This window comes from Protaetiibacter intestinalis (assembly GCF_003627075.1).
GTDB classification, from domain to species: Bacteria; Actinomycetota; Actinomycetes; order Actinomycetales; family Microbacteriaceae; genus Homoserinibacter; species Homoserinibacter intestinalis.
Window position 1 is genome coordinate 1,702,250 of the sequence record NZ_CP032630.1, and the last position, 12,665, is coordinate 1,714,914.

11 protein-coding genes are annotated in these 12,665 nt (G+C 72.1%); 8 read left to right on the forward strand and 3 right to left on the reverse strand.

Annotation, left to right across the window (positions count from 1 at the left end):
- The first annotated feature begins 6 nt into the window (after positions 1–6).
- The 3 genes from arfA to D7I47_RS08035 all read left to right on the forward strand — a co-directional run bounded on the left by arfA (position 7) and on the right by D7I47_RS08035 (position 3,668).
- Positions 7–1,527, forward strand: coding sequence for an arabinosylfuranosidase ArfA (gene arfA, locus D7I47_RS08025; RefSeq protein WP_120762552.1), 1,521 nt, complete (start codon positions 7–9; stop codon positions 1,525–1,527).
- A 237-nt stretch (positions 1,528–1,764) separates the two neighbouring features.
- A complete protein-coding gene (locus D7I47_RS08030; protein ID WP_120762553.1) occupies positions 1,765–2,994 on the forward strand; it encodes a multidrug effflux MFS transporter in 1,230 nt (409 codons plus the stop codon).
- A gap of 47 nt (positions 2,995–3,041) precedes the next feature.
- On the forward strand, positions 3,042–3,668 hold the full coding sequence (locus D7I47_RS08035; protein WP_120762554.1) for a phosphatase PAP2 family protein: 627 nt from the start codon (positions 3,042–3,044) through the stop codon (positions 3,666–3,668).
- Positions 3,669–3,724: 56 nt separating this feature from the next.
- On the opposite strand, the gene D7I47_RS08040 is transcribed toward D7I47_RS08035, so the two are convergent.
- The gene (locus tag D7I47_RS08040) at positions 3,725–4,660 is read right to left on the reverse strand and encodes a peptidoglycan-binding protein (protein WP_120762555.1); all 936 of its coding nucleotides are present in this window, start codon (positions 4,658–4,660) and stop codon (positions 3,725–3,727) included.
- Between the two features lie 128 nt (positions 4,661–4,788).
- Between D7I47_RS08040 and D7I47_RS08045 the strand changes: the two genes are divergently transcribed.
- The 3 genes from D7I47_RS08045 to D7I47_RS08055 are packed head-to-tail and all read left to right on the forward strand — an operon-like array spanning position 4,789 to position 9,138.
- Positions 4,789–6,063 carry a saccharopine dehydrogenase family protein gene (locus D7I47_RS08045; RefSeq protein ID WP_120762556.1) on the forward strand — a complete coding sequence of 425 codons (1,275 nt, stop codon included), beginning with the start codon at positions 4,789–4,791 and terminating at the stop codon, positions 6,061–6,063.
- 7 nt (positions 6,064–6,070) lie between these two features.
- The gene (locus D7I47_RS08050) at positions 6,071–6,688 is read left to right on the forward strand and encodes a GNAT family N-acetyltransferase (RefSeq protein WP_227000528.1); all 618 of its coding nucleotides are present in this window, start codon (positions 6,071–6,073) and stop codon (positions 6,686–6,688) included.
- Positions 6,685–9,138, forward strand: a complete 2,454-nt coding sequence (locus D7I47_RS08055; protein WP_120762557.1) for an HAD-IC family P-type ATPase — start codon at positions 6,685–6,687, stop codon at positions 9,136–9,138. The genes D7I47_RS08050 and D7I47_RS08055 overlap by 4 nt, the downstream gene beginning before the upstream one ends.
- On the opposite strand, the gene D7I47_RS08060 is transcribed toward D7I47_RS08055, so the two are convergent.
- Both D7I47_RS08060 and D7I47_RS08065 read right to left on the reverse strand, forming a co-directional pair.
- Positions 9,108–9,533: a hypothetical protein gene (locus D7I47_RS08060; protein WP_120762558.1), complete on the reverse strand. Its 426-nt coding sequence runs from the start codon at positions 9,531–9,533 to the stop codon at positions 9,108–9,110. The two genes, D7I47_RS08055 and D7I47_RS08060, sit on opposite strands and share 31 nt — an antisense overlap.
- Positions 9,533–10,174: a hypothetical protein gene (locus tag D7I47_RS08065; RefSeq protein ID WP_120762559.1), complete on the reverse strand. Its 642-nt coding sequence runs from the start codon at positions 10,172–10,174 to the stop codon at positions 9,533–9,535. Before D7I47_RS08065 ends, D7I47_RS08060 begins: the two co-directional genes overlap by 1 nt.
- A 54-nt stretch (positions 10,175–10,228) precedes the next feature.
- Here D7I47_RS08065 and D7I47_RS08070 point away from each other — a divergent pair, with 54 nt between their 5' ends.
- Both D7I47_RS08070 and D7I47_RS08075 read left to right on the forward strand, forming a co-directional pair.
- The gene (locus tag D7I47_RS08070; RefSeq protein ID WP_120762560.1) at positions 10,229–11,005 is read left to right on the forward strand and encodes an ABC transporter ATP-binding protein; all 777 of its coding nucleotides are present in this window, start codon (positions 10,229–10,231) and stop codon (positions 11,003–11,005) included.
- The gene (locus D7I47_RS08075) at positions 10,987–12,561 is read left to right on the forward strand and encodes a hypothetical protein (protein ID WP_120762561.1); all 1,575 of its coding nucleotides are present in this window, start codon (positions 10,987–10,989) and stop codon (positions 12,559–12,561) included. The genes D7I47_RS08070 and D7I47_RS08075 overlap by 19 nt, the downstream gene beginning before the upstream one ends.
- Positions 12,562–12,665: the final 104 nt, after the last annotated feature.

The window sequence follows — 12,665 nt, forward strand, 5'->3', positions numbered from 1 at the left end:
AACGCCGTGATCTCCGCCCACCTCACCGTCGGCCCCCGCGCACGCATCGGCGCCATCGACCGCCGTCTGTTCGGCGGCTTCGTCGAGCACCTCGGCCGTCACATCTACGACGGGATCTACGAGCCCGGCCATCCGACCGCCGACGCGGACGGCTTCCGTCAGGACGTCATCGACCTCGTCCAGGAGCTCGGCGTGACGACGATCCGCTACCCGGGAGGCAACTTCGTCTCCGGCTTCCGCTGGGAGGACTCGGTCGGTCCGCGCGAGCAGCGCCCGCGCCGACTCGATCTGGCCTGGCACTCGACGGAGACGAACGAGGTGGGGCTGCACGAGTTCTCGGCGTGGCTCGACAAGGTGGGGTCCGAGCTCATGCTCGCCGTGAACCTCGGCACGCGGGGCGTCGCGGAGGCGCTCGACCTGCTCGAGTACGCCAACATCCCGGGCGGTACGACCACGAGCGAGCTGCGCCGCAGCAACGGCCGCGACGAACCCTTCGCGGTGCGGATGTGGTGCCTCGGCAACGAGATGGACGGACCGTGGCAGCTGGGTCACCGCTCGGCCGACGACTACGGCAAGCTCGCCGCACAGACCGCGAGCGCCATGCGGCAGCTCGACCCCGGCATCCAGCTCGTGGTGTGCGGTTCCTCCGGGCGCGGCATGTCCACCTTCGGCAGCTGGGAGCGCACGGTGCTCGCCCACAGCTACGACGATGTCGACTACATCTCGTGCCACGCGTACTACGCGGAGAAGGACGGCGACAGGGCTGGGTTCCTCGCCTCCGGGGTCGACATGGACCTCTTCATCGAGGAGGTCGTGGCCGCCGCCGACGAGGTGCGGGACGCCCGCCGCGCCGAGAAGCGCATCGAGATCTCCTTCGACGAGTGGAATATCTGGTACCTCGACCGGTACCACGACGAGGACAAGGCCACCGGGATCGAGAACTGGCCAATCGCGCCGCGCATCCTCGAGGACAACTACTCGGTGCTGGACGCGGTGGTGTTCGGCAGCCTCATGATCTCGCTGCTCAAGCACGCCGATCGGGTGACGAGCGCCTCGCTCGCGCAGCTCGTGAACGTGATCGCGCCGATCATGACCGAGCCGGGGGGTGCCGCGTGGAGGCAGACCACCTTCTTCCCCTTCGCCACTACCTCCCGCCTCGCGCGCGGTGAGGCGCTTCGTCTGGAGCTCGACGTTCCGAGCTACCCGACGGCGCAGTACGGAGACGTTCCGCTCGTGGATGCCGTCGCGACCCGCGACGAGGAGTCAGGGGCCGCCGCGGTCTTCCTCGTGAATCGTTCGCTCACGGACGCGGTCGCTGTCACCGTCGACGCTGCGGCGATCGGGGCGAGTTCGGTCGTCGCCGCCCACAGCCTCACCGATGCCGACCTCGACGCACGCAACACCCGGGAGCAGCCGGACCGCGTGGGGCTCACGCCGAACTCCAGCGCTGCGATCTCGGCGGGACGACTCACGATCGAGCTGCCGCCGGTCTCCTGGACGGCCGTCGAGCTCACGCTCGGGGGGTGACGCGCGTCAGGCGCTCGCAGGCAGAGCGGCTGACCGTCGATGGCCCTTCGTTCGGGAGGATGACACGCCGCTGCGGGCCCGTTCCGCCGGGCCTGCGCGGCGTGTCATCCTCCCGAACGAAGAGGTCTGTCGGCGCGAGGTGTGGTTGAAACGTCACATAGAATGGGGGCTGCGGAGAGGCGATCCTTCTCCGCTTCTCTCTTCCCTTCCCTCCTCGATACAGCTGAGGTCTGCCCCATGACGGCGGTCGCGCATCCCGGCGACGCGCTCACCCGCGCCGAGCGGCTCACCTACATCCTGGTGCTGGGTGCGCTCACGGCCCTCGGACCGTTCACGATCGACCTCTACCTGCCGGCCCTGCCGACGCTCGAGCGCGAGCTCGACGCACCGACCGCCCTCGTGCAGCTCACGCTCACCGCCACGATGGTGGGCTTCGCGCTCGGCCAGCTGTTCGTCGGCCCGCTCTCCGACCAGATCGGCCGCCGCAGCCCGCTGCTCGTCGCCACCGGCGTGCACATCCTCGCCTGCCTCGGCGCGGCGCTCGCGCCCGACCTGCTGTGGCTCGGTATCGCGCGCATCTTCCAGGGGGTGGGGGCCGCGGCCGGCGGCGTCGTCGCGATGGCGATGGTGCGCGACCTGTTCGGCGGCTACCCGCTCGTGCGGATGCTGAGCCGCCTCGCGCTCGTCTCGGGCCTCGCGCCCGTCATCGCGCCGGTCATCGGATCGCAGCTGCTGCTCGCGGTCGACTGGCGCGGGCTCTTCGTCTTCCTCGCGGCGCTCGGCTGCCTCGTGCTGGTCGCGAACGCGATCTTCCTGCGCGAGACGCTGCCCGAGGCGGCCCGCCACGTGCGCGGCCACTCGACCGTCGGCCAGCGCTACGGCGCCCTGTTCCGCGACCGCATCTACGTGGGCGCGGTCATCATCGCGGGCGCCAACTTCTCGGCGCTGTTCGCCTACCTCTCGAGCTCGTCGTTCCTCTTCCAGGACGTCTACTCGCTCTCCCCGCAGGAGTACGGCCTCCTGTTCGGCGTCAACTCGCTCGCGGTGATCGCGGGCGTGCAGGGCTCCTCGCGCCTGCAGAAGAACGTCGGCCCGCAGTGGATCGTCGCGGGTGCCACGGTGCTGCAGCTCGTCTCGGCGGCGACGATCGTCGTGCTCGACCTCTCGGGCGCGGGCTTCTTCGGCATCGCCGTGCCGCTGTGGTTCTTCATCCTCGGATGCGGCTTCAACTTCCCGGCGATCTCGGCCCTCGCGCTCGTGCGCCACGGGCACGAGGCGGGCACCGCGGCATCCGTGCTGGGGGCGGCGAACTTCGGCGTCGCGGGCATCGTGTCGCCCATCGTCGGCCTGTTCACGATCCAGAACGCGGTGCCGATGGCGGGCGTGATGGTCGTGGCGGTGCTCGTGGCGATCGTCGCCCTGTGGACGGTCGTCCGTCCGCGCACCGTGCCCCCGCTCGAGGCATGATTCGCGCCTACCCCCCCGGATGGGGGCCATCGGTATACGGTGTGCGCATGAGCGACGCGAGCCTGGGGCGCCGACCCTACGTGGTCGGCGCGCTCGTGGCGGTGCTGCTCGTGGCGGGCCTCGGCATGGTGCTCGCGCTGCGCGGCAAGGAGCCCGCCTTCGACCTCGCCTGGATGGCCGAGATCGTCGCCCACCGCGGCACCGGATGGGAGCTCGTCTCGCGCGTGTTCGACGTGCTCGGCGGGGGCTGGTTCGCGATCCTCGTGGTGCCGATCGGCGTCGCCGTGGCGTTCGTGTTCGCCCACCGGCCCTGGTCGGCGCTCGCCTTCGTGCTCGCCTCCGCGGTGGCCGCCCTCGGATGCCAGCTGCTCAAGGTCGCCTTCGGTCGGGCCCGACCGGAGGAGATCCTGCTGCCCCTCGACAACGGGTCCTTCCCCTCCGGCCATGTGACCAACGCCGCGGTCATCGCCGTGACGCTCGGCCTGCTGCTGCACCGCGCGTGGGTGTGGGTCGCGGGCGTCGTCTACGTGATCGCGATGGCGCTCAGCCGCACCTACCTGGGCGCCCACTGGCTGAGCGACACCCTCGGCGGCGCGCTCCTCGGCGCCGCGGTCGCGGTGCTCGTGTACTGCCTGCTGCTGCCGAAGCTGCGCCGCGAGCCCCTCGCACGCTGAGACGCTCCTCCCGACGGCGCGTTCGCCGCCGGGAGGAGCGTCCGTGGCTCGGACGGTCAGTTGCCGTTCGTGCTCCAGTGCCACGGCTCCGGCGCGTAGTTCTTGAACCCGTAGCTGGCCGCGTTCTTCTTGAGCCACGCGAAGTCGCTGTCCGTGAGGCTCTTGCCGTCGGAGTTGAGGTCGAGGGCGAGGCCGCGCTCGTGCATCGAGTTGCCGGGGATCGCGGTGTGCGGCGAGCACTGGCTCGACGGCATCTGGTAGATCGCGTAGTAGCTGGTGCCGCAGTTCTGGCGACGCAGGGACACCTGCTGCTCGTAGGAGCGGTACGACCATCCGCCGAGCGTGTGGCCCGCGTTGTCGGCGGCGGTGAGCAGCTTCTTGGCGTTGGTGGCGAGGCACTTGTGCACGCGGAAGGTGTAGCCCGCGACGGTGATGGTGGTCGTGTCGCTCTGCGGCGCGGGGCCGGTCACGCTCGAGCAGTTCGTCGGGGTGGGCGGCGTGCTGCTGGTCGACCCGCCGGCGAGGTACTGCCACGTCTGCGGCCCGACGATGCCGTCGACCGTGATGCCCTTCGACTGCTGGAAGCCGCGGACCGCGGATGCCGTGAGCGGGCCGAACGAGCCGTCGACGGTGAGGCCGTAGCCGTACTTGTTGAGGAGGGTCTGCACGGCCTTGACGTCGTTGCCGTCGTCGCCCTGACGCACGGTCACGGCCGTCAGCTTCGCCCAGGTCTTGGGCCCGACGATGCCGTCGGCGCTGAGCGACTTCGCCTTCTGGAAGGCGACCGTCTTGGCCTTGGTGGCCGGCCCGAACTGGCCGTCGACGTCGGTCGCGTAGCCGCGGGCGGTCAGCAGGAGCTGCACCGCCTTCACGTTGGTTCCGCTCTGGCCATGGCTGACCGTGGGCCAGGCGGGCGCGGCGGCGAGCGCCGGCGCTGCGGGAAGGGCGATGAGCATGACGGCGGCGATGAGCGCCGCGGCGATTCTCTTCATTGCTGCTCCTTGGGGGAGATCGGGGGGAGGAGTGGTGGCGCGAGGCTCGCGTCGGGCCGAAGGTATTCGCGCCGCGGCGAAGCGGGGAAGGGGGAGCGGTGCCCATTGCCGCGCGCTAGCCTCGGGGCATGAGAATCCTCCTGGTGGGCGCGGGTGGCGTGGGCGACGCGATCGCCAAGATCGCCGCACGCCGCGACTTCTTCGAGACGATCGTCGTGAGCGACTACGACGTCGCCCGTGCCGAGCGCACGATCGCGTGGATCGAGGCGAAGCACGGCCCGCAGGGCGAGCGGTTCGTCGCGGCCCGGATCGACGCATCCGACCCCGAGAACGTGGCCGCTGTCGCGCGCGAGCACGGCGCGACGCACGTCATGAACGCGGTCGAGCCGAAGTTCGTGCCGACCATCTTCGCGGGGGCGCTCGCGGCGGGTGCCGACTACCTCGACATGGCCATGAGCCTCTCGGAGCCCGACCCCGACAACCCCTACAGCGAGACGGGCGTCAAGCTCGGCGACGACCAGTTCGCGCAGGCGTCCGACTGGGAGCAGGCGGGCCGCCTCGCGCTCGTCGGCATGGGCGTCGAACCCGGGCTCTCGGATGTGTTCGCCCGCTACGCCGCCGACGAGCTGTTCAGCGAGATCGACGAGCTCGGCACGCGCGACGGCGCCAACCTCGTCGTGCGCGACGAGGCGGGCAACGAGATCTTCGCCCCCTCGTTCTCGATCTGGACCACGATCGAGGAGTGCCTCAACCCGCCCGTGATCTGGGAGAAGGACCGCGGCTGGTACACGACGCCGCCGTTCTCGGAGCCCGAGGTGTTCGAGTTCCCCGAGGGCATCGGTGCGGTCGAGTGCGTCAACGTCGAGCACGAGGAGGTGCTCCTCATGCCGCGCTGGGTGGACGCGAAGCGCGTCACCTTCAAGTACGGCCTGGGCGACGAGTTCATCGGTGTGCTGAAGACCCTGAACCTGCTCGGCCTCGACAAGACGACGCCCCTGCGCGTGCGCAGCGCGAACGGCCCCGTCGAGGTGGCGCCCCGCGACGTGGTCGCCGCGGCCCTGCCCGACCCCGCCACGATCGGGCCCCGCATGACGGGCAAGACCTGCGCGGGGCTCTGGGTCACCGGCACGGGCACCGACGGCTCCCCGCGCGAGGTGTACCTCTACCACGTCTCCGACAACGAGTGGACGATGGCCGAGTACGAGAGCCAGTGCGTCGTGTGGCAGACCGCCCTCAACCCGGTCATCGCGCTCGAACTGCTCGCGACCGGCGTGTGGTCGGGCACGGGCGTGCTCGGCCCCGAGGCGTTCCCCGCCACCCCGTTCCTCGAGCTCATGGCGAAGCCTGCGGCCGAGGGCGGCTACGGCCAGAGCTGGGGCCTCGACGATCGCACGGCCCGCTGAGCCGGCCGTGCAGAACCAGGGGTTGCGCCGCTACCGCGCCGACGACCTGCACCGCCTGCGCGAGATCTGCGTGCTCACCGGTGCCGCCGGCGGGGATGCGACGGGCCGCTGGTCGACCGATGAGCTGCTGCCCGACCTGTTCCTCGAGCCGTACGTGACCTTCGCGCCCGAGTGGGCGTGGGTCGTGGACGAGGGCGACGGTCCGCTCGGCTACCTCGTGGCGGTGCCGCGCACGCGGCGGTTCGTGACGTGGTGGCGTGAGGACTGGGGCCCGTGGTTCGCAGAGCGCTATCCGGCTCCCGACGAGCCCTACTCGGCGGAGGAGGAGCTCGTCCGGCGCGGCTACGACCCGACGGTGCTGCTCGTGCCGGAGCTCGACGAGTACCCCGCCCACCTGCACATCGACGTGCTGCCGGAGGGGCAGGGCAAGGGCTACGGCCGCGCCCTCATCGAGAACCTGCTCATCCCCTCGCTCGCCCGCGCCGGCATCCCGGGCGTGCACCTCACCATGGACCCCGCCAACACGACCGCCCGCGGCTTCTACGCCGCCGTCGGCTTCGCCGAGCTGCCCTCCTCGACCCCCGAGAGCCCGGTGCTCGGCCGCTGGATCCCGCCGCTGCCATGACGTCCCCATCCGGACTCACCGCCGCCGAGGTCGCCGAGCGGCGCGCCGACGGACGCGGCAACGACTACCGCGCCGACACGAGCCGCAGCATCGGCAGCATCGTCCGGTCCAACGTCTTCACGCTCTTCAACGGCATCGTCGGCGGCTGCTTCCTGCTGCTGCTGATCCTCGGCCGCTGGCAGGACGCCCTGTTCGGGCTCGCCGCCATCTCGAACGCGATCATCGGATGCTGGCAGGAGTTCCGCGCGAAGGCCGCCCTCGACCGCCTCGCGCTGCTCAACGCCCCACGGGCCCGCGTGCGGCGCGACGGCGCCGAGCAGGAGCTCGCCCCGGCCGAGATCGTGCAGGACGACGTGCTCGTGCTGCGCGCCGGCGACCAGGTGCCGGCGGATGCCGAGGTGCTGGACGCCCGCGGGCTGCAGATCGACGAGTCGATGCTGACCGGCGAATCCGACCCGATCGACAAAGCCCCCGGCGACGAGGCGCTCTCCGGCTCGGTCGTCGTCGCGGGGGAGGGCGAGGCGCGCGTGACGCGGGTCGGCGCCGACTCCTACGCCAACCGCTTCGCGAACGAGGCGAAGCGCTTCTCGCTCGTCGCGAGCGAGCTGCGCAGCTCCGTCGACCGGGTGCTCGGCTGGGTGGCGTGGGGCATCGGCCCGATCGGCCTGCTCGTGCTCAACGCCCAGATGCAGGTGGCGGGCGGCTGGGTCGACGCCTGGCGCACCGGCGGCTGGGTGCAGGCGGCCGTCAACACGATCGCCTCCGTCACCGCGATGGTGCCGCTCGGGCTCGTGCTCATGACCTCGATCGCCTTCGCCGTCGGCGCCGCCCGGCTCGCGAGCCGCAAGGTGCTCGTCAACGAGCTGCCCGCCGTGGAGGGCCTCGCCCGCGTCGACGTCATCTGCCTCGACAAGACCGGCACCCTCACGGGCGGCGAGATCGCCTTCGACGCCGCGCACCCGCTCGAGCCGGTCGACGGGTGGGAGCGCGTGCTCGCCTGGTACGGGGCCGACCCCGCCGCCAACGCGACGGCCCGCTGCCTCGCGGTGCCGTATCCGGATGCCGGTGCCGCGACCGCGGCGGAGCGCATCGGCTTCTCCTCGGCCCGCAAGTGGAGCGCCGTCAGCTTCGCCGCCGGCCCCGGGGAGCCCGCCGGCAGCTGGGTGCTCGGCGCCCCCGAGATGGTGTTCGGCGACGCCGCCGCCGACGCGGGGACCCCGCTCGGGAGCACGGTGACCGAGCTCGCCGAGACCGGCCGGCGCACGCTCGTGCTCGCGCACGCGGCCGAGCCGCTCACGGCATCCGAGGTCGAGGCCGAGGCGCTGCCGCCCGAGCTCACGCCCGTGACGGTGCTGACCTTCCGCGAACGGGTGCGGCCCGACGCCGCGCAGACCCTCGCCTACTTCGCCGAGCAGGGCGTCGCCGTGCGCGTCATCTCGGGCGACAACCCGCGCACCGTCGCCGCCATCGCCCGCGACCTGGGCGTCGACGCGGGCGAGGGCTTCGACGCGCGTCGGCTGCCCGACGACGTCGACGCGCTCGGCGAGGTGCTCGAGCGCAACACCGTCTTCGGCCGGGTCACCCCCGAGCAGAAGAAGCGGATGGTGGTGGCCCTGCAGGCTCGCGGCCACACCGTCGCGATGACGGGCGACGGCGTCAACGACGCGCTCGCCATCAAGACGGCCGACATCGGCATCGCGATGAACACGGGCTCGCCCGCCACCAAGGCGGTCGCCCGGCTCGTGCTGCTCGACGGGCAGTTCTCGCACCTGCCCGACGTGGTCGCCGAGGGGCGCCAGGTGATCGCCAACATCGAGCGCGTCTCGATGCTGTTCCTCACCAAGACCGCCTACGCGACCGCCCTCGCGGTGCTGTTCGGCATCATGATCCTGCCGTTCCCGTTCCTGCCGCGGCAGCTGTCGATCACCGACGGGCTCACGATCGGCATCCCCGCGTTCTTCCTCGCCCTGCTGCCGAACGCCGCCCGCTACGTGCCCGGGTTCCTGCGCCGCTCGCTCAGCTTCGCGATCCCCGCCGGGCTCGTCATCGCCATCGCCCTCGCGAGCTACACGCGCGCCGCGATGGCGATCGGCATCGACGAGGACCAGCTGCGCACCGGCTCGACCATCGTGCTCGCGGTCGTCGGCATCTGGGTGCTCACGGTGCTGTCGCGGCCCATCACGCGCATCAAGACCCTCGTCATCGGCGCGATGTTCATCGCCCTCGTCGTGCTGTTCACCGTGCCGCTCGCGGCCGAGTTCTTCCAGCTCGTCGACCCCGGCGAGGACGCCGCGATCCTCATCGTGGTCGTCATCGCGCTCACGATCGGCGCGCTCGAGATCGTGCGCTTCGTGCACCGCCGCTGGATCGCCGCGAGGCCGTACCGGGCGCGCACCGGGCGGGGTCGCGCCCGCCCGGATCAGGTCGCGGGCACGGACCGGCGCATGTAGCGTCTGCTCGTCGGCAGCCAGAGCGCCACGAGCAGCAGCACCTCGAGCCCGATCGCGACCGCCGTCACGACGTCGACCGCGCGGTCGACCGTGACCGCGATGCCCTGCAGCACGAGCTGGGAGACGGCGAAGAGCGTCAGCAGCCACTGGGAGAGACGGCTGCCGCGGGCGAGCCCCGACGCGACCGACACCCCCAGCAGCCCGAACAGCGCGATGCCGATGCCGAGCAGCGACACGACCAGGCGCTCCGCATCGTCATCGGTCTCGTAGCGGGCGAGCAGCACGATCACCCCCAGCACGACGCTCAGGATCGCACCGAGGTACACGACGATGACGGCGAGCGTCACGGCGACGGGGCGTCGCGGGGGCGGGGTGTCCGGGCTCGCCTCCGACATCACAGGAACCGGACCGGCAGATCGAGCGCGACCATGATGGCCACCGCCGCGGCGAGGACCAGCAGCAGCGTCACCGTGACGATCGCCACCTGCATGGGGCGCCGGTTCTCGAACCAGTAGGCCGAGCCCGGATAGCTGCGGAAGAAGTCGGTGAGCGCCATGGGCTCCGTGACGTGCTCGGTCGGCACCGGCAGCGCCGCGGCGAGGGTGCGCAGGTCGGCGCGGTGCCAGAAGTTGCCCCGCATCCGGAACACGCGGCGCCCGGACCCGTCGGTGACGAGCAGCTGCAACACGGGGTCGGGGGCGGCACCGAGGTAGGTGGGCACGAGCAGCACCTCGCCGATGTCGGCGAGCGGCACCCGCACGAGCGGTGTGAAGATGCCGTTGCCGATGAGCTCGGTGTCGGTGACCGCGCAGAACACGCGCAGCTGCCGCCAGAGCAGCAGCAGGCCCACCACCACGACGCCCGCGTGGGCGAGCACCGCGAACTCGAGCCCGCCGCGCGACGCGGCGAACCAGTACACGACGCCGAAGACCGGCGTGGTGCCCAGCAGGATCGAGGCGAGCGCGTTGCTCAGCAGCGAGAACTTGGGGCGCACCCGCACCCGCTCGCGCGGCCCCGCATCCCTCACCTCGGTCACGCACACAGACTAGGCCGCCGACGGCCCGCGCGCGCCGTCGGCTAGCGTGGCGGGATGGCATCCGCGCCCACCGCATCCGTCCCCGCGCTCGAGCTCGCCGGGCTCCTCAAGGCCTTCGGGAACACGGTCGCCGTCGACCGGTTGAGCCTCACCGTGCCCACCGGCTCGTTCTACGGCCTCGTCGGCCCGAACGGCGCCGGCAAGACCACGACGCTCTCGATGGCGACCGGGCTGCTCCGGCCGGATGCCGGAACGGCCGCCGTGCACGGCGTCGACGTCTGGAGCGACCCCGTCGCGGCGAAGGCGATGATCGGCAATCTCGCCGACGGCATCCGCCTCTTCGACCGCCTCACGGGCGAGCAGCTCATCACCTACTCGGGGATGATGTTCGGCTTGCCGCGCGAGGAGCTCGCCGGGCGCACCGCCGACCTGCTCGAGCTCATGGACCTCACGGCCGCCGCCGGCACGCCCGTCGCCGACTACTCGGCCGGCATGACGAAGAAGATCGCCCTCGCCTGCGCGCTCGTGCACGCGCCGCGGCTGCTCGTGCTCGACGAGCCCTTCGAGTCGGTCGACCCGGTCTCGGCCGCCAACATCGAGGACGTGCTGCGCGGCTACACGGCCAGCGGCGGCACCGTCATCGTCTCGTCGCACTCGATGGACCTCGTGCAGCGGATGTGCGACCACGTCGCGATCATCGCGGCCGGCCGGGTGCTCGTCGCCGGCACCGTCGACGAGGTGCGCGCGGGCGCCACCCTGCAGGATCGCTTCCTCGAACTCGTCGGCGGGCGCACCCACACGGAGGGTCCCGCGTGGTTGCGACAGTCCTGAGGCTGCGGTTCCGCATCCTCGGCAACCAGCTCGCCTCGAGCCCCTGGCAGCTCGTCGGCTTCGTGTTCGGCGCGCTCGCGGCGCTCGGCGCGCTCTCCGTGGCGCTGCTCGGCCTCGTGCTGCTGCCGGGCGTGGGACTCGACGGGGTGCGGCTCGTCATGACGATCGTCGGCGCGCTGCTCGTCGTCGGCTGGGCGGTCGCACCGCTCGTCGCGGGCGGCGTCGACACGACGATCGACGCGGCGCGGCTCGCGCCGTTCCCGCTCAGCACGCGGCAGGTGATGCTGGCGCTCACCGCGGTCGGTTTCGCCGGCGTCCCGGGCATCGTCACGGGGGTCGGCGTGCTCGCGGGGTTCATCGCCTGGGTGCGGTGGCCGGTCGCGCTCGCCGCCGCGGTCGTGTGCCTGCCGCTCGCCGCCCTCAGCTGCGTGCTCGTCTCGCGCACGGTCGCCTCTTTCACGACCCGCGCGGGACGCCTGCGCAACGCCTTCGCCCTCGTCGTGTTCGGCCTGCTCGTGATGACCGGGCCGATCCTCACGGGTCTGTTCGAGCTGCTGGGCGGTGCGGGCGAGCAGTTCGGCGACCGCATCGTGGCGGTCGTCGGCGGCATCTCGTGGACCCCGGTCGGCGCCGTGTGGGCGGTGCCGGGGGATCTCGCCGCCGGGGCGTACGGCGAGGCCGCGATCAAGTTCGCGATCGCGGTCGGCACGGTGGCGGCGCTCTGGCTGCTGTGGCGGCGGAACGTGCGCGCCGCCGTGCTCACCCCGCCGCGGCGCACCGCCGCGCGCGGCGGGCGGCTCGGCTGGTTCGGCATCCTGCCGACCGGCGGCACCGGAGCCACCTGGGCGCGCAGCCTCAAGTACTGGCTCGGCGACCCGCGCTACCTGCGCAACCTCGTCATCGTCGTGCTGCTGCCGGGGCTGTTCGCCTTCGCGGCGGGCGGGCTCGTCACCTCGACGCCGTTCGCCTTCGCGGGCGTGCTGCCCGCCGTGCTGCTCGGGCTCGTGCCGTACGTCGACGTTGCCTTCGACGGCACGGCCTTCGCGACCGTGCTGGCCACCGGCATCCGCGGGCGCGCCGACCGCGCGGGGCGCCTGCTCGGCGCGCTCACGGCGGGTGGACCGCTCGTCGTGGTGATCGCCGTCGTCACCGTGGGACTGTCGGGGAACTGGATGCTGCTGCCGGGCGTGCTCGGCACGAGCCTCGGGGCGCTGCTCGCGGGGCTCGGCATCTGTGCCGTGAGCTCGGCGTTCCTCGTGATCCCGGTGCCGGCATCCGGCGACAACATCTTCAAACGCGTGCCGGGGCAGGGCTTCGTCGTGGGTCTCGCCTTCTTCGGCCTCACCGCGCTCGCGGGGCTGCTCACACTGCCCGCGCTCGCCCTCACGATCGCGGCCGCCGTGCGCCTCGGCCCGCTCGCCTCCTGGGCGGCGCTCCTCGTGGGCCTCGCGATCGGCGCCGGCGCCGCCTGGGGCGGCATCGTGTGGGGCGGCCGCATCTTCGACCGCGGCGGCGCCACCCTGCTCGCCCGGGTGCGAGCGACGTCGGGGTACTAGCCCCCGCCCCTCTCCGAAAGCAGGGCGAAGGCCGAACCAAGTGCTTGTGGCGGGCGCTCGCGTGCGAATGCTCCTGCTTTCGGGTGCTCCTCCCCAGGGGAGCG